This is a genomic window from Pseudoalteromonas sp. NZS71_1 (genome assembly GCF_015864305.1).
GTDB classification, from domain to species: domain Bacteria; phylum Pseudomonadota; class Gammaproteobacteria; order Enterobacterales; family Alteromonadaceae; genus Pseudoalteromonas; species Pseudoalteromonas arctica.
Genome location: NZ_JADYXM010000005.1, coordinates 24,284 through 44,216 on the forward strand (window position 1 = coordinate 24,284; position 19,933 = coordinate 44,216).

Here is a 19,933-nt window from a genome sequence, read left to right on the forward strand (position 1 = left end):
TTTTATTATGTTTACATTTAATAAAAGCTCAATACCAGCGATATAAAAACCCCAGTTACAAATAACTGCACAACACAAAACCCCATAATATCTTTTGCTTTTAGGCCTGCTATAGCCAATACGGGCAACGCCCAAAAAGGTTGAATTAAATTAGTCCACGCATCACCCCATGCAACAGCCATTGCAACGCGCGATATATCAGCACCTAGCTCTTGTGCTGCAGGTATTACAATAGGTGCTTGTACAGCCCATTGGCCACCGCCAGAGGGGACAAACATATTAACGAGCCCTGCACTTATAAAACTAAAAAATGGCAAGCTATCAGCATCTGCAACGGCAATAAAGCCACGTGATATCTGTTGTGCTAATCCGCTATCAATCATTACCGCCATGATGCCTGCATAAAAAGGAAATTGAATAACAATGCCAGCCCCGCTTGGAATTGCTTGTTGCAGACTGTTAAGTAATTTATGGGGTGTTTGATGCAGCGTAATAGCTAAAAACAAAAATACGGCAATAACGCTATTAAGGTTTAAGTTTCCGCCAGCAATAAAAAAGTAATAACCTAAATATGCCAAACCTAATAAGCCAATTGCCATACCGAGTAGTTTACTTTGTTCCAAATGTTGGGCGGGTCTAGTTATTGTTGTGGGCTTAGGTGTTGTCTCTTGTAAAAGAGCTGGGTCGATATATACGCTTTCTTGCTCGCTTGGCAGCATATAGCGATTAACGAGCGGCATAATAATGAATAAACCAACTAATATGGCTATATTAAAGCCCGCAAATAAAGTGTGCTCTGTACTAATAATTCCAATGCTGGCCTCTGAAAAGTGACCATCGGTTGCGATAGTTAAAGGAATCGAACCGGCTAATCCGCCATGCCATACAACAAAACCTGAGTAAGCGCTGGCTACTAATAATCGATAATCAACACGAGTATGTTTAGCAATTGCCTTGGCAAAAAGGGCACCAATAACTAAGCCAAATCCCCAATTTATCCAGCTCGCTAAAAGCGAAATAAGCGTTACCAATATAATTGCTTTAGGTGCTGTATTTGCGAGTGTTGCTAGTTTTTCTAATAACTTACTTATAGGTGGCGTACTTGCCAACATGTAGCCTGTAATTAACACTAGTAGCATTTGCATAGCAAAACTTAATAAGTTCCAAAATCCACCTCCCCACGCTTGTAATACTTCAATGTTGGTTGCGGTTGTAAATAAGCTCGCACTAATAAGAGTAATTATTGTAAGTAAAATTACAAATATAAAAGGGTCGGGAAGATAGCGCTCTACAATTTTAGTAAAAGGGCGGGCTATTTTATTAAGCATAAGCACAACTGTTTTGGTTATTATTTTAACGCTAATTAATCATGAAAAATCACCATTGGCAAACAGCATTTAGTCTTATATTTGTGGTTAAAAGCTTAAACATTGCTTAAAAGCATCGCTTACAGTAACGTACTGTTTATAGATAATTTACTAACGAAGACTTTGTATTATGCCGGTGATATTTAAAAGGCTAGCGTTACTTGTTCGCGCTCATATAGATCAGTTGAGTTGGCAAGCAGTGGCATTAGCTATTTTGACTCATATGCTATTAACATGGAGCTTACTATTTATAGCGAATGAGAAAGCGTTAACCTCGCTTACTACCTTTTTTTACTATTACACAGTAACAACATCAACAGTGGGATATGGTGACTTTAGTCCAACTACTGATCTTGGTCGTTGGGTGGTTGCATTAATACAAATTCCATTTGGTTTAGCTTTATTTGGTGTTTTGCTAGGAAAAGCAGGACAAACTGTTACTTACTTAATTAGGCGCGCTATGACTGGTGATAAAAACTTTGCCCACAGTAACCACCATATTATTATTTTTGGTTGGCACGACACTCGTACAAAAAAGATGATTGATTACATTTTGGCAGATACGAAACGTACTGACCGTCGTATTTTACTCGCGGTAACAGAGCAAATGGATCATCCTTTTTTAGCTAACGAAAGCGTTGATTTTGCACGTTTAACGAGCTTCACTAATTTAGCTGAACTAGAGCGGGTAGCTATTCGTAGTGCTGATAAAGTGATTATTGATGGTCAAGATGACGATCAGACATTTACAACAGCCCTGCGCATTAGTCGCTTAGTAAAAGATGATTGCCATATAAGTGCTCACTTTTTGGATGAAACCAAAGTTGAGATGATGTTAGAGCATTGCCAAAATGTAGAGTGTAGTAGTGCAAAATCAGCTGAGATACTCGTACGCTCAATGCAAGATCCAGGTTCGAGCCGTGTGCAAGAGGAGCTGCTATCTACTTTGCACGGCGATACACAATTTAGCTTGAAAGTACCAAGTGGCTGCAAAGATATGGAGTTTGGTACTTTGTTTCATCATTTTAAGCTTGAGCATGATGCAATACTGTTAGGTGTTGCCCATAATTTAAGTGCGCAAAATATGGATTTAAACCCACCATTAGATTACAAAGTAAGTGAAGGCGATATTTTGCACTATATATCGGTAGATCGAGTATTAAGTAGTGAAGTAGACTGGTCGAGCCTAGAAAAATAATGAATGAAGTTGTATTTTTAATTGTTGTTTTAAGTGCTTACATATTACCTGTCGTTATTGTACTTAACAGTAAGCGTACACAGGGTCATGAAAAGAATGGCTGGCTAATGGGAATCATTATATTTTCTTGGTTAGGTTTAATGATGTACTTTACCATTGTGCCCAAGCATAGGCACAAAAAGAAAAAGGCTAAATAGAGTAATTAGCCTTTATAGCCGTTTTCGTTGGAATAATTACTCTTCCAACTGTTTGAGTTTATGCTCAATTAGAGGGTCGTCAGGTAGAAGTTGCTGGGCGACTTCTAATAGCTGAATAGCATCATTAGGGTGCTCATCTTGGTGCTTAAGTGCCACATCTATTAATGGCTGAATATCAATTTTTGCTTGATGCTCTTGTACATACACTTCTTTTTCATCAGCTAAAATTTTATGCGCTGTACTCAATAATGCTAAACGATGAGGGGAATCTGCATTAGCCGTATTGAGACTTTGATAATAATCTTCTTTTAAGCGTAAGGTTTTGGTTTGCAGGCGAAACTGTGCAATATCGATTTGCTGATGTTGAATGAAATCAACGGCTACTTGCTTATAAAACCCAAACTTATTCAAATATGTAGCGTGTGTGCCATGTCCCATACCAAATACTCGCAAGTGAGTTAACTGCTTATAGCGCTTGGCGTGCATTCGGTCTATACGATTAGTAGGATCGTAAATAATATAGCCTTGGGCATCTCCTAAATCTAGATCGTGATAATCTTGTTGCCAGTCAAACTGCTGAGCTATATCGGTACTAGAGCGGTCATCCCACGGTACTAATTCTTTATTTTTAGTACTTACCGGGTGAAAGAACAGTACTTGGTTTAGCTTTAATAGTTTAGCAAAAGCGCCAACAGCAAATCCGCCACGGCTTAAGCCATAGCCTAATCGACAATTAAACGGCGTAAGTAATGTTGATAATTGCTCGAGAAAAAAGATTAAATTACGATTACGAAACCAATTACTTTTACCTAAATGCTGAAAAGCGATTACGTTTACGTTTTGTTTTTGAGCCAAGTGATAACCCCATGGTGCAAAATCAGGGTGAAGATCTTGCTCTTGCACGTTAGTGCCTGCGGGTGAAAAGGTAAAAAGCAGGGGCTTATTAACGTCAACAAAATCATACTTAACAAATACATCGCCGAGTAAATCACTACCCGTCATGGGTAATCGAGTTTGTTGCTCATTGCGCGGGAGAGTTAACCATTCATCTAACCAATACAGTAATTTCATTAATCCTCCAGCTATAAGTCAGCGTAGATCATATCAAACTCAATGAAATTAGGTCAAACCGAGAGGGTGTTACTGCGCCATTTTGATTATTTCATCCCAGTCATTTTTAGTAACAGGCATTATTGATAGTCGTCCGCCTTTTTTAAGTGCGATTTCAGTAATATTATTATTGGCTTTAATATCTTTAAGGCTAATTAATTTTTTTAAATGGCTTTGGTAAGTAACCTCAACAACAACCCAGCGTGGTTTGTCGCTGGTGGCTTTTGCATCGTAATAGTCGCTACTTAAATCAAACTGAGTAGGATCTGGGTAGGCATCGTGTGCCACTTCGGCAATACCCGCTACACCTACGTGTTTACAGCTTGAATGGTAAATCATCACTGAATCACCGACCTTAACGCCATCACGCATGAAGTTTCGCGCTTGGTAATTACGCACGCCTTCCCAAAGAGTCGTGTGTTTTGGTGCGTTTTTTAAATCATCTAATGAAAACGCATCGGGTTCAGTTTTAAATAGCCAGTAAGCCATAACAGTATTCCTAACAAATATTTACTTCCCACTATTGTATAGTATCATTTAGATACTAGGGTAATGAGGAAGAAGTAATGAGCCAAGTATTAGATGATTTATTGTCGTTGTTAACACTTGAAGAAATTGAGCAAGGTTTATATCGAGGACAAAGCCAAGATTTAGGCTTTGGTGCTGTGTTTGGCGGTCAAGTTATGGGGCAGGCGCTTTCTGCCGCTAAAGAAACTCTACCTGAGGGGCGTATAGTTCATTCATTACATTCTTACTTTTTACGCCCAGGCGATCCAGCTAAACCGATTGTTTATGATGTAGAAACTATTCGCGATGGAAAGAGCTTTAGTACTCGCCGAGTAAAAGCGATTCAGTACGGTAAGCCAATTTTTTATATGACAGCGTCGTTTCAGGGTGAAGAAAATGGTTTGTCGCATCAAGCTACAATGCCTGATGTACCCGCACCTGAAGAGTTACGTTCATCACTTGAGTTTTACCAAGATAACGCTTCGCATATCCCTGAAGTCATCCGTAATAAGTTTACGCGTGAAATGCCAATTGAAATGCGACCAGTTACTTTTCATAACCCGTTTAAACCAGAAGTTATGGAGCCGGTAAAGCATATTTGGTTTAAAGCTAATGGTGAAATGCCAGACGATCAGCGCATCCACAATTACTTATTAGCGTATGCCTCTGACTTTGAGTTTTTACCAACAGCATTGCAGCCTCATGGTGTATCGTTTATGCAGCCAAATATGCAAGTAGCTACTATTGATCATGCAATGTGGTTTCATCGCCCATTTAGAATGGATGATTGGATTTTGTATTCAATTGATAGTCCAAGTGCGAGTAATGGGTGTGGTTTGGTACGCGGGCAGTTTTTTGATCGCCAAGGCAACTTGGTTGCCTCAACAATGCAAGAAGGGGTTATGCGTCAGCGCTAACCCCCTTTTATAGATATAGTACTAGTTACACTGATCTTGTACTATATCGCTGATTGACTGCCAGACGCGTGCTGGCAGTAATGTTTTAAGGTGTGCGTAGGTTTCGCAAAGTTGTGTACTGCCTACTAAGCCTTTATCACCCTCTGTTATTAACGACTCGCCACGTAAGTTCTCGATAAAACTAACAAGTACTTTTTTATCAAAAAATTCAGGTGTTTTAATACCATGCAGTGTGCCTAAACGCTGTGCAAGCACTTGGCTCTCTCGTTCTAATTCTGCTTTTTCAATGCCATCACTTGTTTGAATAAAACCAATCACAATAGCGTAACGTTGTAGAGTAAAACTAAGTGCTCGTCCAAGCATTTCTAGCTTAGCTAAGCAGTCATTACTGTTCGTTATATGAATGTTATCGCCATCAAACTCAATTAAATTTTGATCAGCAAAGTTAGCTAAAATACGCGTTATATAGTTTTCATCAAGAGGCTGTAAATACCATTCTTTAGCAAATAACGGATAAAACGTTTTTACAAGTTGCTGGCATTGCTCAATAGTTGTGCTGTGTTGTTTAAATAGATGTAGTGCAATTAAGCTTGGTACTGCAAACAAGTGCAAAATGTTGTTTCGGTAGTAATTAAACAGTACTTTTTCTTTATCGCTAATAGTAATAATTTCGCCAAATTCATCACTGATAACTTCAAACTTATTCAGCTTTAATGCATGCGTTAGTAATTGCTCTGGTGTTTCGTCTGGCGCGGTTACTTTATCGCTATAGCTTGCATCGCGCTGTAAGCGCAGATAAAAATCAAGTTGTGCTAATAGCTTTGGTTTACTCAATGCTTGTTTATCGTTAACCAGCAATATCATCGCTAGTAAGTTAACCGCATTAAGCGCCGCCGCATTATTAATTTTAACCATTACTTGGTCGGCAAGTTTAGTTACTTGTGGCGCTAACCATTGTGGCTTTTGCACGTCGGTTGGGTGTATTGAATCACGCCAATCAGGTTGGTTATCGTTTAAGTATTGGTTAATCGAGATTGGATCACCAAAGTTTAAATTACCACGACCGTAGTTTTTAAGGTTTTTGATTGCCTTAAAAATACCAAATATAGATTCGCCTTTTTTATCTTTTCCATCTAGCTCTTTAAGGTAGGTGTTAATTTCCATTACGTGCTCGTAGCCAATGTACACAGGAACGATAGATATTGGTCTGTCTATTCCGCGCAGCATTGCTTGTAATGTCATAGATAGCATACCTGTTTTAGGTGGAAGTAAGCGCCCAGTTCGGCTTCGACCGCCTTCCGTGTAAAACTTAACAGAGTAACCTTTAATAAACAGTTGGCTTAAATACTCTTTGAATATTGCAGAATAAAGTTTATTGCCTGCAAACGAGCGACGAATAAAGAATGCCCCAGAGCGTCTAAATATGCCACCGGCAGGGAAAAAGTTAAGATTTATACCTGCAGCTATATGTGGTGGAACTAAGCCTAAATGATAAATAGAGTAAGTAAGCAGTAAGTAATCCATATGACTGCGATGACAAGGCATATAGATTATTTCATGGCCTTTATCTGTTAGTTCATGAATTTGTTCTGCGTGTTTAATATCAATACCGTTATAGAGCTTATTCCATAACCAAGTTAAAAATCGCTCGGCCACACGTATCATTGCTTCAGAGTAATTAGCAGCTATCTCATCAAGTAGCTTAAGTGCATTTTGGCGGGCTTCTGTTTGGCTAATGTTTTTAGCTTTAGCTTCATCTTGAATTGCTTTTTTTATTGTAGGTGACGCTAATAATGAATTAAATAATTGTTCACGAGAGGGCATTTTAGGGCCTGTAGCAGCTAGCTTTTGGCGCTTAAAGTGAACACGTGCTACACGTAATAATTTATGTGGTAACTCGCTTACATCGGCTTTTTCATTGACTAAAAGCGATAAGTCGAGTGGTTGGCTAAAGCGAATAAAGTTGTCGCGTCCTGAAAACAACACCACAAAAAACTTTCTAAACCAGCTAGGAGTTAGAGAGTGCGTAATTAAAGTGCGTAGCCCCGGCTTTTCTTTACCCGGGTCGCGACCCCATAAAATAGTAACCGGAACCACTTGTACGTTTTGCTGCCCACTTTGTATTAGGTATTCAATAATTTGTTTACCTTGAGCTAAAGCATTGGTTGGCTTAGCTTCATCACCAAACAGTGGTGGTGGATTTTTAATACCAATAAAACGGTCTAAATCTTGGTTACCTAATACTTGCTCTTCGGTTGGGCTAGGTAGACCATTTTTTTTACACGCATGTGCGAGAGCCGCTAAATCAAATCGTGAATTTAAACGCACTATATAAAATGTAGGGTACTCAGGGTTTAGATCATACTGTTTAATCGGATTTTCTGGCAGCACTTTGCTTTTTACAAATAAGCGGCTAAATCCAGCAGACATAACATTTAAACAATAATTAAAAATACGCATCGACTCACCATATTGAGAGTATTAAGGGCAAAATTAGCGCAGTAGGATACCATAATATCTAAAAATCCCTTAGTTTGCGTAATTAAGGTGTTAACTTGTTTATTGACTAACAGTAGAGGTATTAGTTCAAGTATAGCTAGTAAGCATGTATGGGTGCTTATTTAATCAAATTTATAGGCATTGTATTGTTTCTAAATAGTTGTTGCATTTATCACCAATACCTCTATAATACGCAGGCTTTCAAAATTCCTCCGGGAATTAGAAAGGATAAATTAAGCTTGGATTTCAAGCTAATAAACAGGAGTTCCGATTTGGAACTCAACGTAGATATAATCAAACAGCCGACATCTTAAGTTTTAAGATTGTTTCGGTCGTTTTTTTATGCTCTTTTATATGCTCTTTATATTGAGGTTAAGAATGTCAAATCAACGCATTCGTATTCGCCTAAAAGCTTTTGACCACCGTTTGATTGACCAATCAACGGCAGAAATCGTGGAAACTGCGAAACGCACTGGCGCACAAGTACGTGGTCCAATCCCACTACCTACACGCTTTGAACGTTTTACTGTACTAACTTCACCGCACGTTAATAAAGATGCGCGTGATCAGTACGAGATCCGCACCCATAAACGTCTGATAGACATCGTAGAACCAACTGACAAGACTGTAGACGCGCTTATGCGTTTAGATCTTGCTGCTGGTGTTGATGTTCAAATCAGCCTGGGTTAATCGAAAGATTAGAGAGGTTTTAGGAAAATGGCATTAGGTCTAGTCGGTCGTAAAGTGGGTATGACACGAATCTTCACTGAAGATGGTGTATCTATCCCTGTGACAGTTATTGAAGCGACACCTAACCGCATTGCTCAGATCAAATCTGACGCAACAGACGGTTATAACGCGCTTCAAGTAACCGCAGGCACTAAAAAAGCAAGTCGTGTAAACAAAGCTAAAGCGGGTCATTTCGCTAAAGCTGGTGTTGAAGCGGGTCGCGGTCTGTGGGAATTCCGCCTTAACGGTGGTGAAGGCGATTTTGAAGTAGGCGCTGAGCTTACTGTTGAATTATTCAACGAAATCAACAAGGTTGACGTAACCGGTACTTCTAAAGGTAAAGGTTTCCAAGGTGGTGTTAAGCGCTGGAATTTCAGCATGCAAGACGCTACACATGGTAACTCTCTATCTCACCGTGCTCCTGGTTCAATCGGTCAAAACCAATCACCTGGTAAGGTGTTTAAAGGTAAGAAAATGGCCGGTCATATGGGTGCTGAGCGTGTAACGACTCAAAACTTAGAACTAGTTCGCGTTGACGCTGAGCGTAATTTGCTTTTAGTTAAGGGTGCAGTACCTGGAGCTATTGGCGGTGACGTTATCGTTAAACCAGCTGTTAAAGCATAAGTCCTGGAGATTTAGTGATGGAATTAGCAATTAAAGACGCTTCTGGCGGTCTTGAAGTTTCTGAAGCTACTTTTGGACGTGAGTTTAACGAAGCATTAGTACATCAAGTAGTTGTTGCATACGCAGCAGGTGCTCGTCAAGGTACTCGTGCTCAGAAGACACGTTCTGAAGTAAGCGGTGGTGGTAAAAAACCATGGGCTCAAAAAGGTACTGGCCGTGCACGTGCCGGTACAATCCGTAGCCCAATTTGGCGTTCAGGTGGCGTTAGCTTTGCAGCTAAACCACAAGACCACAGCCAAAAAGTAAACCGTAAAATGTACCGTGGTGCGATTAAAAGCATCTTATCTGAATTAGTTCGTCAAGAGCGTTTAATCGTTGTTGAAAGTTTTGCTCTAGCAGCACCAAAAACTAAAGAACTAGTTGCTAAGCTTAAAGAACTTGAGCTTAAAGATGTTCTTATCGTGACTGAAGAAGTAGATGAAAATCTTTTCTTATCGGCACGTAACCTTTATAAGGTTGACACACGTGATGTAGCTGGTATCGATCCTGTAAGCTTAATTGCTTTCGATAAGGTACTTATTACAGCCGCTGCTGTTAAGCAACTTGAGGAGGCGCTAGCATGATTCGCGAAGAACGTCTTTTAAAAGTGATCCTTGCTCCACATATCTCTGAAAAAAGCACAATTGCTGCTGAAGAAAACAATACTATTGTTTTTAAAGTAGTAAATGACGCAACTAAAGCTGAAATTAAAGTAGCAGTTGAGAAGCTTTTTGAAGTAGAAGTAACTGGTGTTCGCACACTTAACGTTAAGGGTAAAACAAAACGTACTGGCGCACGTTTCGGTCGTCGTAGCGACTGGAAGAAAGCTTACGTTACTCTTAAAGAAGGCAGCGAGCTAGACTTTGTCGGCGGCGCCGAGTAATAAGGGGATAGAATTATGGCACTTCAAAAGTGTAAGCCTACTTCTGCGGGCCGTCGTCACCTAGTTAAAGTGGTTAACTCTGATCTACATAAGGGTAAGCCATACGCACCACTTTTAGAGAAAAACTCTAAATCAGGTGGTCGTAATAACAATGGTCGTATTACGGTTCGTCATATCGGTGGTGGTCATAAACAACACTACCGTTTAATCGATTTTAAACGTACTAAAGATGGCATTCCAGCTACTGTTGAACGTTTAGAATACGATCCAAATCGTAGCGCAAACATCGCTCTTGTATTATATGCAGACGGTGAGCGTCGTTACATTATCGCACCTAAAGGCTTAAAAGCTGGCGATGCAATCCAGTCTGGTGTTGATGCACCAATCAAGCCTGGTAATGCATTACCAATGCGTAATATGCCTGTAGGTTCGACTGTTCACAACGTAGAATTAAAACCAGGTAAAGGTGCTCAAATCGCACGTTCTGCTGGTGCATACGTTCAAATCCTTGCTCGTGATGGTCAATATGTAACATTACGTCTTCGTTCAGGCGAAGTTCGTAAAGTTGAATCTGATTGTCGTGCGACTCTAGGTGAAGTAGGCAATGCTGAGCATATGCTTCGTTCACTTGGTAAAGCAGGTGCAAATCGCTGGCGTGGTATTCGTCCGACAGTTCGTGGTGTTGCCATGAACCCGGTAGATCACCCACACGGTGGTGGTGAAGGTCGTACATCTGGTGGTCGTCATCCTGTGTCTCCATGGGGTAAACCGACTAAAGGTGCGAAGACGCGTAAGAACAAGCGTACGGATAAATTTATAGTACGTCGTCGTACTAAGTAATATTGAGGAATAGCCATGCCACGCTCTCTCAAGAAGGGTCCTTTTATAGACCTACACTTGCTGAAGAAGGTAGAGAAAGCTTTGGAAAGCGGTGAGAAAAAGCCAATTAAAACTTGGAGCCGTCGTTCAATGATCATACCTAACATGATCGGATTGACCATTGCTGTCCATAATGGTCGCCAGCACGTACCAGTTTTCGTTTCTGACGAAATGATCGGTCACAAACTAGGTGAATTTGCACCAACTCGCACTTACCGTGGCCATGCTGCGGATAAGAAAGCGAAGAAACGATAAGAGGGGAAGATAAATGCAAGCATTAGCTAAACATAAATTCGCCTCTGGTTCGGCGCAAAAAGCACGTCTAGTTGCAGATCAGATCCGCGGGTTACCTGTAGATCGCGCACTAGAAATCCTGGCGTACAGCCCGAAGAAAGCGGCTGTATTAGTTAAGAAAGTACTTGAGTCTGCTATTGCTAACGCAGAGCATAACGAAGGTGCTGACATTGATGAGCTTCGTATAACAACGATCTTTGTGGACGATGGTCCTACAATGAAACGTATTATGCCTCGTGCTAAAGGACGCGCAGACCGCATCCTTAAGCGTACAAGCCATATCACTGTTATGGTTTCAGATAGCTAGGAGTATAAGTAATGGGACAAAAAGTTCATCCTACTGGTATTCGCCTAGGTATATCTAAACCTTGGGTTTCTACCTGGTACGCGAGTTCAAAAGATTTCTCTGCACAGCTTTTTGGCGATCACAAAGTTCGTACATTCCTTACTAAGGAATTGAAAACGGCTTCTGTGTCTAAAATCGTTATTGAGCGTCCAGCAAAATCAATCCGTGTAACAATTCATACGGCTCGTCCGGGTGTTGTTATCGGTAAAAAAGGCGAAGACGTAGAAAAATTACGTCAAGCGGTAACTAAAATCGCTGGTGTACCTGCTCAGATTAATATCTCTGAAGTACGTAAACCAGAACTAGATGCACAACTAGTAGCAGACGGCATTGCCTCTCAACTAGAACGTCGTGTTATGTTCCGTCGCGCTATGAAGCGTTCGGTACAAAATGCAATGCGCATCGGTTCTAAAGGGATTAAAGTTGAAGTTAGCGGTCGTCTTGGCGGCGCTGAAATCGCACGTTCAGAATGGTATCGTGAAGGTCGTGTACCTCTACATACTCTTCGTGCTGATATCGATTACGCAACTTCTGAAGCCTTAACCACTTATGGTATCATTGGTGTTAAAGTTTGGATCTTCAAAGGCGAAGTTATTGGTGGTTTACCACTAGTACAAGAGCAAGAGAAGCCAGCTAAACGCGCACCAAAGAAAGCCAAGAAAAGTGCTAAGTAGAGGTAGCGACTAATGTTACAGCCAAAACGTACAAAATTCCGTAAAATGCACAAAGGCCGCAACCGCGGTTTAGCGCAAAACGGTAACAAAGTAAGCTTCGGTACTTTCGGATTGAAAGCAACTGGCCGTGGCCGTATGACTGCTCGTCAAATCGAAGCAGCTCGTCGTGCTATGACGCGTCACGTGAAACGTCAAGGTAAAATCTGGATTCGTGTCTTCCCTGACAAACCGATTACAGAAAAACCTCTTGAAGTTCGTATGGGTAAAGGTAAAGGTTCTGTTGAATATTGGGTTGCTGAAATTCAGCCTGGTAAAGTACTTTACGAAATGGAAGGTGTTTCAGAAGAGCTTGCTCGTGAAGCATTCGACCTTGCTGCTCGTAAATTGCCATTCAAAACAACTTTCGTAACTCGGACGGTAATGTGATGAAAGCTAGCGAACTAAAAGACAAAAGCGTAGAAGAGCTTAATGCTGAACTTCTAGGACTACTTCGTGAGCAATTTAATATGCGCATGCAAGCTAGCACTGGTCAGTTAGCTCAGACACACACGCTAAGAACAGTACGCCGCGATATCGCGCGTGTAAAAACAGTTATTAACCAGAAGGCAGGTCAATAATGAGCGATAAAATTCGTACTCTTCAAGGCCGTGTAATCAGCGACAAGATGGAAAAATCTTTCACTATCGCTATCGCACGTTATGTGAAGCACCCAATCTATGGGAAATTCATTAAACGTACGACTAAGTTACACGTACATGACGAAAATAACACAGCAAAAGCGGGTGACGTAGTTACTATCCGTGAATGCGCACCAATTTCTAAGAATAAATCTTGGACTTTAGTAGACGTTATTTCTAGTCCAAAACAAGCTTAATTTTTTAATTAAGTTAGTTTTGTAAAAAAGCCCCGGCATTAGCTGGGGCTTTTTGTATTTAAAGCACCTGCAAACAGTAAACTAGGGTGAGCGGGTCACCTGGATTAGTCTTCTATCTGAAAATACAAAGTTATCTTGGGGAGTAGTTGAGAGCTTCATTTACCAGTTACTTTTTTGCTAGCAGAACCATCTACTGAATCAGAAGAAGTTAGATAATAAACTTACATATCTCAGTTAATTTAATGCCAATATGGGGTCATCTAATTCGTGGTGTTACCTTTCTTTTACTATCTTTTAGTCTGAGAACTCACTTACCTTATTTTATTACAATAATACAGTTTCAAAGTATCGAAAATAGACATCCATACACAACTTTCATTATCAGCTTATCTGGTTTTTTTATGTCTAAAACCTCAATTTATCGCCTTAAATTAATATTCTGGTATGATTAGCAAATATGCGCTTTTGAATGAATTTTTGAGGTAGTAATGACGCGTAGTTTTGAATTTCATTTGACTGATGAAGTAGCCACGGTTGCAATGGGTAATCGCGTTGCTGATATTATAGAGCAAGGTGCGGTTATTTATTTACATGGTGATTTAGGCGCTGGTAAAACAACGTTTACAAGAGGGGTAGTGCAAGGCTTTGGACATACAGGCAAAGTTAAAAGCCCAACGTATACACTTGTTGAACCTTATGAACTCGAGCGCGCAAATGTTTATCATTTTGATTTATACCGCTTAGGTGACCCTGAAGAACTAGAATACATGGGAATACGCGATTATTTTTCACCAGATGCAATTTGCGTTGTTGAGTGGCCTGAAAAAGGTGGTGAATTTATTCCTGTGCCTGATTTAGATATTACTCTAAGCTATATGGGTAACGAACGTAAAATTGTTATTAATAGCGCCAGTGAGCGTGGTGTAGCAATTGTCGAAAAACTAAATAACAAATAATAATATAGTTAAGGCAGTAATTATCAAATGAGCCGAGGTGTAGTTAAACTCTTTATTTACCTTATGGTTATTACCATAAGCTTGCCGCTGTGGGCCAAAAATACAATTAATAGTGTACGCGTATGGCCGTCCCCTGATAGTACGCGTGTGGTATTTGATTTAAATGATAAGCCTGACTTTAGCTATTTCATGCTTAAAAACCCAAGCCGCTTAGTAATTGATTTAGAAAACACTAACGAGTTAAAAATACTACCAGGTGTACCACCAAAACATCAAATAGTGAGCAAGCTACGCTACTCAAAACCTAAAAATAAGCACAGTGTTCGGTTAGTGTTTGAATTAAACGCACCAGTAAAGCCAGTTGTATTTGCTTTAGCGCCTACAGGCCCTTATAAAAATAGGCTCGTTGTTGATTTATACAATAAAAGCCAAGCTGCCACAGTTGTTTCTCCTGCTCAAACAGCAGCTAAAAACCGCCAGTTAAGCCAAGAGCGCGATATTGTGATTGCAATTGATGCGGGTCATGGCGGCGAAGATCCAGGTTCAATTGGTCCCTCTGGCACGTACGAAAAAACAGTAACACTGCAAATTGCAAAACGTTTAGAGCGCATGATTGATGGCGAACGTGGGATGATTTCGCGCATGGTACGAAGCGGTGACTACTTTGTAAAACTTAATACGCGTACCAATCGTGCTCGTGAAAAAAAGGCCGACTTTTTTGTCTCTATTCATGCTGATGCATTTACGAGCCCGGGACCAAATGGTGCCTCTGTTTGGGTGTTGTCGTTAAGGCGTGCTAATTCAGAGATAGGTAAATGGATAGAAGATAAAGAAAAGCACTCTGAGCTTTTAGGTGGCGCTGCGGATGTAATGAAAGATGCCGCTAACGAAAAATACTTAGCGCAAGCATTACTTGATATGTCGATGGATCACTCTATGAAAACTGGCTTAAACGTAGCTGACGAAGTGGTTAAAGAGTTACGTAAAGTTGCTAAGCTGCATAAAAAAGATCCCCAACATGCGAGTCTTGCTGTACTTAAATCACCAGATATCCCATCAATTTTAGTAGAAACAGGGTTTATATCTAACCCACGAGAAGAAAAGCTGCTTAAAAGTGCTAACCATCAAGAGCGTTTGGCTAAAGCTATATTTACTTCAATTAAAAATTACTATTTAAAAAATCCACCTGATGATTCTTTATTTGCTAAATTAAAGTCGCAATATCCAACAAAGCACAAGGTACGCCCGGGTGAATCTTTAAGTATGTTGGCGAGTCGCTATGGCATTACAGTCACTGAATTAAAACAAGTTAATAAGCTTAGCTCTAATACTTTGTTTATTGGGCAAGAGCTCGATATACCACAAAGTTAGTCATTATTATTAGCGCAATGCTTGCTAGGAAATCTCATGAATATTGAAATATTACCCGCGCGTTTAGCTAACCAAATTGCCGCAGGCGAAGTGGTTGAGCGCCCAGCGTCGGTAGTAAAAGAGCTAGTCGAAAACAGTTTAGATGCTGGCGCTACACGTATTCAGATAGATATAGAGCGTGGCGGTCATAAGCTTATTCGTATACGTGATAACGGTTCAGGGATAAGTAAAGATGAGCTAACGCTCGCGCTTTCTCGTCACGCTACGAGTAAATTAAAATCTCTAGATGACCTTGAAAATATTTGTTCACTTGGTTTTAGGGGGGAAGCGCTTGCGTCAATTAGCTCTGTATCGCGTTTAACGCTGAGCTCAAAACCAAAAGATCAAGAAGCTGCTTGGCAAGCATTTGCAGAAGGTCGCGATATGGCCGTGCAAGTAAAGCCAGTAGCGCACCCTGATGGCACAACCATTGAAGTAAAAGATTTATTTTTTAACACCCCAGCTCGTCGTAAATTCTTGCGTACCGAAAAAACTGAATTTAGCCATATTGATGAGTTGATAAAGCGTATTGCGCTTAGTCGCTTTGATGTCTCTATTACACTAACTCACAACGAAAAAGTAGTAAGGCAGTATCGTGCGAAGACAGATCCCTCTCAGGCTATTACACGTGTAGCGCAAGTTGCAGGTAAGGCTTTTGCTGAGCAAGGTTTGCATATTCAATCAGGAGAGGGTGGCTTACAGCTGCATGGTTGGGTGCTACCTGTAGGTTCAGCTAATACGACTCAGTATACTTATGTTAATAATCGTATGATGCGCGATAAACTTATTCTGCATGCTATACGCCAGGCATTTGAAGAAGTAAGTGGAACACAAGAATTACCCGGTTTTGTCATTTATATTGATATAGACCCTCGGCAGGTTGATGTAAATGTTCATCCAGCTAAGCATGAAGTGCGTTTTCATCAAGGGCGCTTAATTCATGACTTTATATTACAGGCTATTAAGCAAGTGGTAGTGCCGCTGCAAGGTGAGTTTACGAATGAACCGCTTAGCTCTGAGATGGAATCTGCGCCTGTGTTTATGGGGTCAGCGCATAGTAGTTCTAATGATACAAAAGCGGATGGAGTATTTGATTACCCTAAATCGCAATTACAGCCCTCTTACTCAGGAAGTGCTGGTAGTTCGTCATCAGGTACTAGAAGTGTTGGCGGTGGCGGGGCATACCGTGCTACACCAAGTACAAGCCATCATGATGTAAACGCGTTTTATCAAGGTGTGAGTGAGCAACACGCTGCGCATTTTGATAATGTAGCAAACATACCTGTAGCACAACACCAGTTAGAGTCTGCGCATAATGTTTTAAAGACAGTTTCAATCATCAGTGTTAATGAAGGTGCGTGTGTATTTAGTGTTGAGCAGCAATTGTATTGCTCACATTTCAAATATGCATTGGTAGATGATTGGCATAATCAAATTAAAGAGTCCGGAAGTTTAGAAGGGAAAGCCCTTTTGCTGCCCGTAAGAGTAAACTTATCAAAAGAAGATTGCTTACTTATAGAAGCTCAGCAATCGTGGTTTACTTTACTTGGTTTTGAACTCGTAATAGAAAAACAGTTTGTAATGGTTAAAAAATTGCCAGCGTGCTTATATTTACTTGATGTAAGTACAGCGATAGGTGAGCTACTTGATGGGTGTAAAACAGGGCTTGAAAATATAGAGAATTGGTTAGAGTGGCAGATAAAATGTGTACCTCCCCGGTTTTATTTAAGCAATGTGTTTTTAGCGCAACAAATGCGCTTACAAAATAATCCGCAAACTATTGAACGCTTACGCGAAAAAGCAGTTAAAATAGAGCTAAATCACTATTTAATGCAATTAGATTAAGGTATCAGTGTTGAGTAATTTACCAGTCATATTTTTAATGGGTCCAACTGCTGCTGGTAAAACAGCATTGGCAATCTCACTGTGCGAGCATTTAAATACAGAAATAATCAGCGTTGATTCAGCGTTAGTGTATAAAGATATGAACATTGGTACTGCAAAACCCGATGCAGAAGAACTTGCTAAAGCTCCGCATCATCTGATCGACTTACTTGACCCGAGTGAAACATATTCAGTTGCTGATTTTAGGCGCGATGCAGTACAAAAAATTGACGAATTTCATAGACAAGGTAAAGTGCCTGTATTGGTTGGAGGTACAATGTTGTACTTTAAATCTTTAATTGATGGTTTATCGCCTTTGCCTGAAGCAGATACAGTAATAAGATCAGAGCTAGAAGCACAAGCTAAAGAATTTGGCTGGCCTCATTTATATAAAGAATTAGTTAAAGTTGACCCAAAAGCAGCCGAAAAAATAAGTGAGAATGACTCACAAAGAATTAATCGAGCTTTAGAGGTTTACAGGTTAACTGGTAAGACCATGACTGAGTTGCAAAAGCAAAAACAGCCGGCTTTACCTTATACTTTTCATCAATTTGCGATTGCACCGCAAGAACGTAGCGAATTACATCGCCGAATTGAAGAAAGGTTTAAAATAATGATTGATCAGGGGTTTGAAAATGAAGTTTCGACCCTATATCTACGTAAGGATTTACACCCCAATATGCCTTCTATTCGTTGTGTTGGTTATAGACAAATGTGGGATTACCTTGCGGGTGAAACAAGCCATGATGAAATGGTTTTTCGTGGCATCGCAGCAACACGTCAATTGGCAAAACGTCAGTTAACGTGGCTTCGTAGCTGGCCTGATGTTACTTGGTTAACAACGGGTGACGAAGAAAACTTGCATCGTGTAGTAAGTTCGCTAAGCTAGTAGTAGTTGAATATTGTTTTTTATCAAATAAGTTCAGCCACTTAATTATAATAACACCTAGAACGAAGGAACAATAACATGGCAAAAGGCCAATCGTTACAAGACCCATTTTTGAATGCACTACGACGTGAGCGCATTCCAGTATCAATCTTTTTGGTAAATGGCATAAAATTACAAGGCAAAATTCAGTCATTTGACCAATTTGTTATTTTACTAGAGAACACCGTAAATCAAATGGTTTATAAGCATGCAATTTCAACAGTTGTCCCTGCTCGCGCAGTTAACTTCCAAGCAGTTCAAGGGAGTGAAGACACTGAAGAACCAGAAGCTGGTAACTTTTAATTAGGAGCATAATGTTTGTTTGACCGCTATGAATCCGGCGAACAGGCAATTTTAGTTCATATCGACTTACCTAAAGAAGGGGATCGTGAAGATCTTCATGAATTAGAAATGTTGGTATCTTCTGCTGGTGTTAGTAGTTTGGCGGTTGTGCAAGGCAGCCGTCAAGCACCACATCCGAAACTATTCGTCGGTACCGGTAAAGCAGAAGAAATAGCTGAGATTGTCAAAATCCACAATGCAGATGTCGTAATTTTCAATCATCAACTCAGGCCGTCACAAGAGCGTAATTTAGAGCGTGTTTGTCAGTGTCGTGTGCTTGATAGAACGACGCTAATTCTTGATATTTTTGCCCAACGTGCACGTACCCATGAGGGTAAGCTGCAGGTTGAATTGGCACAACTTCGCCATATGTCGACTCGATTAATTCGGGGCTGGACCCATCTTGAACGCCAAAAAGGCGGGATTGGTTTACGTGGACCTGGTGAAACCCAACTTGAAACAGATAGACGATTACTTCGTGCCCGAATTCAAAATATCCGTGCGCGTTTAGCTAAAGTAGCAGTGCAACGCGAACAAGGTAGGCGAGCTCGTACTCGTAACGAAATACCTACGGTATCGTTAGTTGGCTATACCAATGCGGGTAAATCTACATTATTTAATCGAATTACGAATTCAGATGTATACGCGGCCGATCAGTTGTTTGCAACGCTTGACCCGACTCTACGTAAGCTTGAATTAGGTGATGTTGGTCCTGTTATCTTAGCTGATACAGTGGGCTTTATTCGTCATTTACCGCACGACTTAGTTGCTGCTTTTAAAGCAACGCTAACTGAAACTCGTGAAGCTGATTTACAGTTACATGTAATTGACGCAGCAGACTCTCGTCTTCAAGAAAATATTGAACAAGTACAATCGGTGCTTAAAGAAATTGAAGCCGATGAAGTACCACAGCTATTAATTTATAATAAAATTGATGCGCTGGATAACGTAAGCCCACGTATTGATCGAGATGACGAAGGCCAACCTATAAGAGTATGGCTTAGCGCTCAGACTGGTGAAGGGTGTGAATTACTTAGTGAGGCTATTAGTGAACTGCTTGCTAAGAAGATGTTTAACGAAACATTATTTCTTACGCCATTGTATGGTCGCCTAAGGGCTGCATTGTTTAGTTTAAATGCAGTACATGAAGAACGCTTTGATGAGCAAGGTAATTGGCTGTTAGATGTTAGAATGCCAATGGTTGAGTGGAATCGTTTAATTAAAGAATTTGGTCCTGAAATTGCTGGTTTTATCAACCGTAATTAAAAATTGACGT

24 protein-coding genes are annotated in these 19,933 nt (G+C 40.4%); 20 read left to right on the forward strand and 4 right to left on the reverse strand.

From position 1 onward, the window contains the following. Nucleotides 1-17: 17 nt before the first annotated feature. Entirely contained in the window at nucleotides 18-1,328 is a 1,311-nt protein-coding gene (locus I6F43_RS09455) for a short-chain fatty acid transporter (protein ID WP_197102041.1), read from the reverse strand. Between the two features lie 169 nt (nucleotides 1,329-1,497). Here I6F43_RS09455 and I6F43_RS09460 point away from each other — a divergent pair, with 169 nt between their 5' ends. Both I6F43_RS09460 and I6F43_RS09465 read left to right on the forward strand, forming a co-directional pair. Beyond that, nucleotides 1,498-2,565: a potassium channel family protein gene (locus I6F43_RS09460; RefSeq protein ID WP_007587041.1), complete on the forward strand. Its 1,068-nt coding sequence runs from the start codon at nucleotides 1,498-1,500 to the stop codon at nucleotides 2,563-2,565. Then, entirely contained in the window at nucleotides 2,565-2,762 is a 198-nt protein-coding gene (locus I6F43_RS09465) for a PLDc N-terminal domain-containing protein (protein WP_007587044.1), read from the forward strand. Before I6F43_RS09460 ends, I6F43_RS09465 begins: the two co-directional genes overlap by 1 nt. A 36-nt stretch (nucleotides 2,763-2,798) precedes the next feature. On the opposite strand, the gene I6F43_RS09470 is transcribed toward I6F43_RS09465, so the two are convergent. Together I6F43_RS09470 and I6F43_RS09475 are read right to left on the reverse strand one after the other, a co-directional pair. Next, the gene (locus tag I6F43_RS09470) at nucleotides 2,799-3,833 is read right to left on the reverse strand and encodes a hypothetical protein (protein ID WP_007587047.1); all 1,035 of its coding nucleotides are present in this window, start codon (nucleotides 3,831-3,833) and stop codon (nucleotides 2,799-2,801) included. Between the two features lie 69 nt (nucleotides 3,834-3,902). After that, nucleotides 3,903-4,361: an EVE domain-containing protein gene (locus I6F43_RS09475; RefSeq protein ID WP_197102050.1), complete on the reverse strand. Its 459-nt coding sequence runs from the start codon at nucleotides 4,359-4,361 to the stop codon at nucleotides 3,903-3,905. A gap of 77 nt (nucleotides 4,362-4,438) precedes the next feature. On the opposite strand from I6F43_RS09475, the gene tesB reads away from it, so the two are divergent. Further along, a complete protein-coding gene (gene tesB / locus I6F43_RS09480; protein ID WP_002957902.1) occupies nucleotides 4,439-5,296 on the forward strand; it encodes an acyl-CoA thioesterase II in 858 nt (285 codons plus the stop codon). A 21-nt stretch (nucleotides 5,297-5,317) separates the two neighbouring features. Here tesB and plsB read toward each other — a convergent pair whose 3' ends face one another. Next, nucleotides 5,318-7,756 carry a glycerol-3-phosphate 1-O-acyltransferase PlsB gene (plsB, locus tag I6F43_RS09485; RefSeq protein ID WP_101217114.1) on the reverse strand — a complete coding sequence of 813 codons (2,439 nt, stop codon included), beginning with the start codon at nucleotides 7,754-7,756 and terminating at the stop codon, nucleotides 5,318-5,320. A gap of 417 nt (nucleotides 7,757-8,173) precedes the next feature. Between plsB and rpsJ the strand changes: the two genes are divergently transcribed. From rpsJ to hflX, 17 genes are all read left to right on the forward strand, one after another. Further along, nucleotides 8,174-8,485 (forward strand): 30S ribosomal protein S10, encoded by a 312-nt coding sequence (gene rpsJ, locus I6F43_RS09490; RefSeq protein ID WP_002957900.1) that lies wholly within the window; start codon nucleotides 8,174-8,176, stop codon nucleotides 8,483-8,485. Nucleotides 8,486-8,512: 27 nt separating this feature from the next. After that, nucleotides 8,513-9,148 carry a 50S ribosomal protein L3 gene (gene rplC / locus I6F43_RS09495; protein ID WP_002957898.1) on the forward strand — a complete coding sequence of 212 codons (636 nt, stop codon included), beginning with the start codon at nucleotides 8,513-8,515 and terminating at the stop codon, nucleotides 9,146-9,148. Nucleotides 9,149-9,165: 17 nt separating this feature from the next. Beyond that, the gene (gene rplD, locus I6F43_RS09500; RefSeq protein ID WP_002957897.1) at nucleotides 9,166-9,771 is read left to right on the forward strand and encodes a 50S ribosomal protein L4; all 606 of its coding nucleotides are present in this window, start codon (nucleotides 9,166-9,168) and stop codon (nucleotides 9,769-9,771) included. Continuing rightward, complete coding sequence (gene rplW / locus I6F43_RS09505; protein ID WP_002957896.1) at nucleotides 9,768-10,070, forward strand: 50S ribosomal protein L23; 303 nt, start codon at nucleotides 9,768-9,770, stop codon at nucleotides 10,068-10,070. The genes rplD and rplW overlap by 4 nt, the downstream gene beginning before the upstream one ends. 15 nt (nucleotides 10,071-10,085) lie before the next feature. Further along, nucleotides 10,086-10,910 carry a 50S ribosomal protein L2 gene (gene rplB, locus I6F43_RS09510; protein WP_002957895.1) on the forward strand — a complete coding sequence of 275 codons (825 nt, stop codon included), beginning with the start codon at nucleotides 10,086-10,088 and terminating at the stop codon, nucleotides 10,908-10,910. A 15-nt stretch (nucleotides 10,911-10,925) separates the two neighbouring features. Next, complete coding sequence (gene rpsS, locus I6F43_RS09515; protein ID WP_004588689.1) at nucleotides 10,926-11,204, forward strand: 30S ribosomal protein S19; 279 nt, start codon at nucleotides 10,926-10,928, stop codon at nucleotides 11,202-11,204. A 13-nt stretch (nucleotides 11,205-11,217) separates the two neighbouring features. Further along, complete coding sequence (gene rplV, locus I6F43_RS09520) at nucleotides 11,218-11,550, forward strand: 50S ribosomal protein L22 (RefSeq protein ID WP_002957892.1); 333 nt, start codon at nucleotides 11,218-11,220, stop codon at nucleotides 11,548-11,550. Between the two features lie 11 nt (nucleotides 11,551-11,561). Further along, entirely contained in the window at nucleotides 11,562-12,263 is a 702-nt protein-coding gene (rpsC, locus tag I6F43_RS09525) for a 30S ribosomal protein S3 (RefSeq protein ID WP_002957891.1), read from the forward strand. A 12-nt stretch (nucleotides 12,264-12,275) separates the two neighbouring features. Beyond that, nucleotides 12,276-12,689: a 50S ribosomal protein L16 gene (gene rplP / locus I6F43_RS09530; protein WP_002957890.1), complete on the forward strand. Its 414-nt coding sequence runs from the start codon at nucleotides 12,276-12,278 to the stop codon at nucleotides 12,687-12,689. Then, the gene (gene rpmC / locus I6F43_RS09535) at nucleotides 12,689-12,880 is read left to right on the forward strand and encodes a 50S ribosomal protein L29 (RefSeq protein WP_002957889.1); all 192 of its coding nucleotides are present in this window, start codon (nucleotides 12,689-12,691) and stop codon (nucleotides 12,878-12,880) included. The genes rplP and rpmC overlap by 1 nt, the downstream gene beginning before the upstream one ends. Then, the gene (gene rpsQ, locus I6F43_RS09540) at nucleotides 12,880-13,137 is read left to right on the forward strand and encodes a 30S ribosomal protein S17 (protein ID WP_002957888.1); all 258 of its coding nucleotides are present in this window, start codon (nucleotides 12,880-12,882) and stop codon (nucleotides 13,135-13,137) included. The genes rpmC and rpsQ overlap by 1 nt, the downstream gene beginning before the upstream one ends. 488 nt (nucleotides 13,138-13,625) lie before the next feature. Continuing rightward, nucleotides 13,626-14,093: a tRNA (adenosine(37)-N6)-threonylcarbamoyltransferase complex ATPase subunit type 1 TsaE gene (gene tsaE / locus I6F43_RS09545; RefSeq protein ID WP_024608194.1), complete on the forward strand. Its 468-nt coding sequence runs from the start codon at nucleotides 13,626-13,628 to the stop codon at nucleotides 14,091-14,093. A gap of 27 nt (nucleotides 14,094-14,120) precedes the next feature. Then, nucleotides 14,121-15,464, forward strand: a complete 1,344-nt coding sequence (locus tag I6F43_RS09550; protein WP_007586394.1) for an N-acetylmuramoyl-L-alanine amidase — start codon at nucleotides 14,121-14,123, stop codon at nucleotides 15,462-15,464. Nucleotides 15,465-15,500: 36 nt separating this feature from the next. Continuing rightward, nucleotides 15,501-17,348: a DNA mismatch repair endonuclease MutL gene (gene mutL / locus I6F43_RS09555; protein WP_121953733.1), complete on the forward strand. Its 1,848-nt coding sequence runs from the start codon at nucleotides 15,501-15,503 to the stop codon at nucleotides 17,346-17,348. Nucleotides 17,349-17,358: 10 nt separating this feature from the next. Beyond that, complete coding sequence (gene miaA, locus I6F43_RS09560) at nucleotides 17,359-18,276, forward strand: tRNA (adenosine(37)-N6)-dimethylallyltransferase MiaA (RefSeq protein ID WP_007586400.1); 918 nt, start codon at nucleotides 17,359-17,361, stop codon at nucleotides 18,274-18,276. Nucleotides 18,277-18,354: 78 nt separating this feature from the next. Beyond that, nucleotides 18,355-18,618 (forward strand): RNA chaperone Hfq, encoded by a 264-nt coding sequence (gene hfq / locus I6F43_RS09565; protein ID WP_007586402.1) that lies wholly within the window; start codon nucleotides 18,355-18,357, stop codon nucleotides 18,616-18,618. A gap of 15 nt (nucleotides 18,619-18,633) precedes the next feature. Beyond that, entirely contained in the window at nucleotides 18,634-19,923 is a 1,290-nt protein-coding gene (gene hflX / locus I6F43_RS09570; protein WP_007586404.1) for a ribosome rescue GTPase HflX, read from the forward strand. The last annotated feature ends 10 nt before the right edge of the window (nucleotides 19,924-19,933 follow it).

Bases quoted from the DNA above. Each gene is read 5' to 3' on its own strand.
- I6F43_RS09460 (WP_007587041.1), top strand. From the start codon at position 1,498: ATGCCGGTGATATTTAAAAGGCTAGCGTTACTTGTTCGCGCTCATATA.
- I6F43_RS09470 (WP_007587047.1), bottom strand. From the start codon at position 3,833: ATGAAATTACTGTATTGGTTAGATGAATGGTTAACTCTCCCGCGCAAT.
- rplC (WP_002957898.1), top strand. From the start codon at position 8,513: ATGGCATTAGGTCTAGTCGGTCGTAAAGTGGGTATGACACGAATCTTC.
- I6F43_RS09475 (WP_197102050.1), bottom strand. From the start codon at position 4,361: ATGGCTTACTGGCTATTTAAAACTGAACCCGATGCGTTTTCATTAGAT.
- rpsJ (WP_002957900.1), top strand. From the start codon at position 8,174: ATGTCAAATCAACGCATTCGTATTCGCCTAAAAGCTTTTGACCACCGT.
- rpmC (WP_002957889.1), top strand. From the start codon at position 12,689: ATGAAAGCTAGCGAACTAAAAGACAAAAGCGTAGAAGAGCTTAATGCT.
- plsB (WP_101217114.1), bottom strand. From the start codon at position 7,756: ATGCGTATTTTTAATTATTGTTTAAATGTTATGTCTGCTGGATTTAGC.
- hfq (WP_007586402.1), top strand. From the start codon at position 18,355: ATGGCAAAAGGCCAATCGTTACAAGACCCATTTTTGAATGCACTACGA.
- I6F43_RS09550 (WP_007586394.1), top strand. From the start codon at position 14,121: ATGAGCCGAGGTGTAGTTAAACTCTTTATTTACCTTATGGTTATTACC.
- rplV (WP_002957892.1), top strand. From the start codon at position 11,218: ATGCAAGCATTAGCTAAACATAAATTCGCCTCTGGTTCGGCGCAAAAA.
- rplP (WP_002957890.1), top strand. From the start codon at position 12,276: ATGTTACAGCCAAAACGTACAAAATTCCGTAAAATGCACAAAGGCCGC.
- rplD (WP_002957897.1), top strand. From the start codon at position 9,166: ATGGAATTAGCAATTAAAGACGCTTCTGGCGGTCTTGAAGTTTCTGAA.
- rplB (WP_002957895.1), top strand. From the start codon at position 10,086: ATGGCACTTCAAAAGTGTAAGCCTACTTCTGCGGGCCGTCGTCACCTA.
- rplW (WP_002957896.1), top strand. From the start codon at position 9,768: ATGATTCGCGAAGAACGTCTTTTAAAAGTGATCCTTGCTCCACATATC.
- tesB (WP_002957902.1), top strand. From the start codon at position 4,439: ATGAGCCAAGTATTAGATGATTTATTGTCGTTGTTAACACTTGAAGAA.
- mutL (WP_121953733.1), top strand. From the start codon at position 15,501: ATGAATATTGAAATATTACCCGCGCGTTTAGCTAACCAAATTGCCGCA.
- rpsC (WP_002957891.1), top strand. From the start codon at position 11,562: ATGGGACAAAAAGTTCATCCTACTGGTATTCGCCTAGGTATATCTAAA.
- I6F43_RS09455 (WP_197102041.1), bottom strand. From the start codon at position 1,328: ATGCTTAATAAAATAGCCCGCCCTTTTACTAAAATTGTAGAGCGCTAT.
- I6F43_RS09465 (WP_007587044.1), top strand. From the start codon at position 2,565: ATGAATGAAGTTGTATTTTTAATTGTTGTTTTAAGTGCTTACATATTA.
- rpsQ (WP_002957888.1), top strand. From the start codon at position 12,880: ATGAGCGATAAAATTCGTACTCTTCAAGGCCGTGTAATCAGCGACAAG.
- rpsS (WP_004588689.1), top strand. From the start codon at position 10,926: ATGCCACGCTCTCTCAAGAAGGGTCCTTTTATAGACCTACACTTGCTG.
- tsaE (WP_024608194.1), top strand. From the start codon at position 13,626: ATGACGCGTAGTTTTGAATTTCATTTGACTGATGAAGTAGCCACGGTT.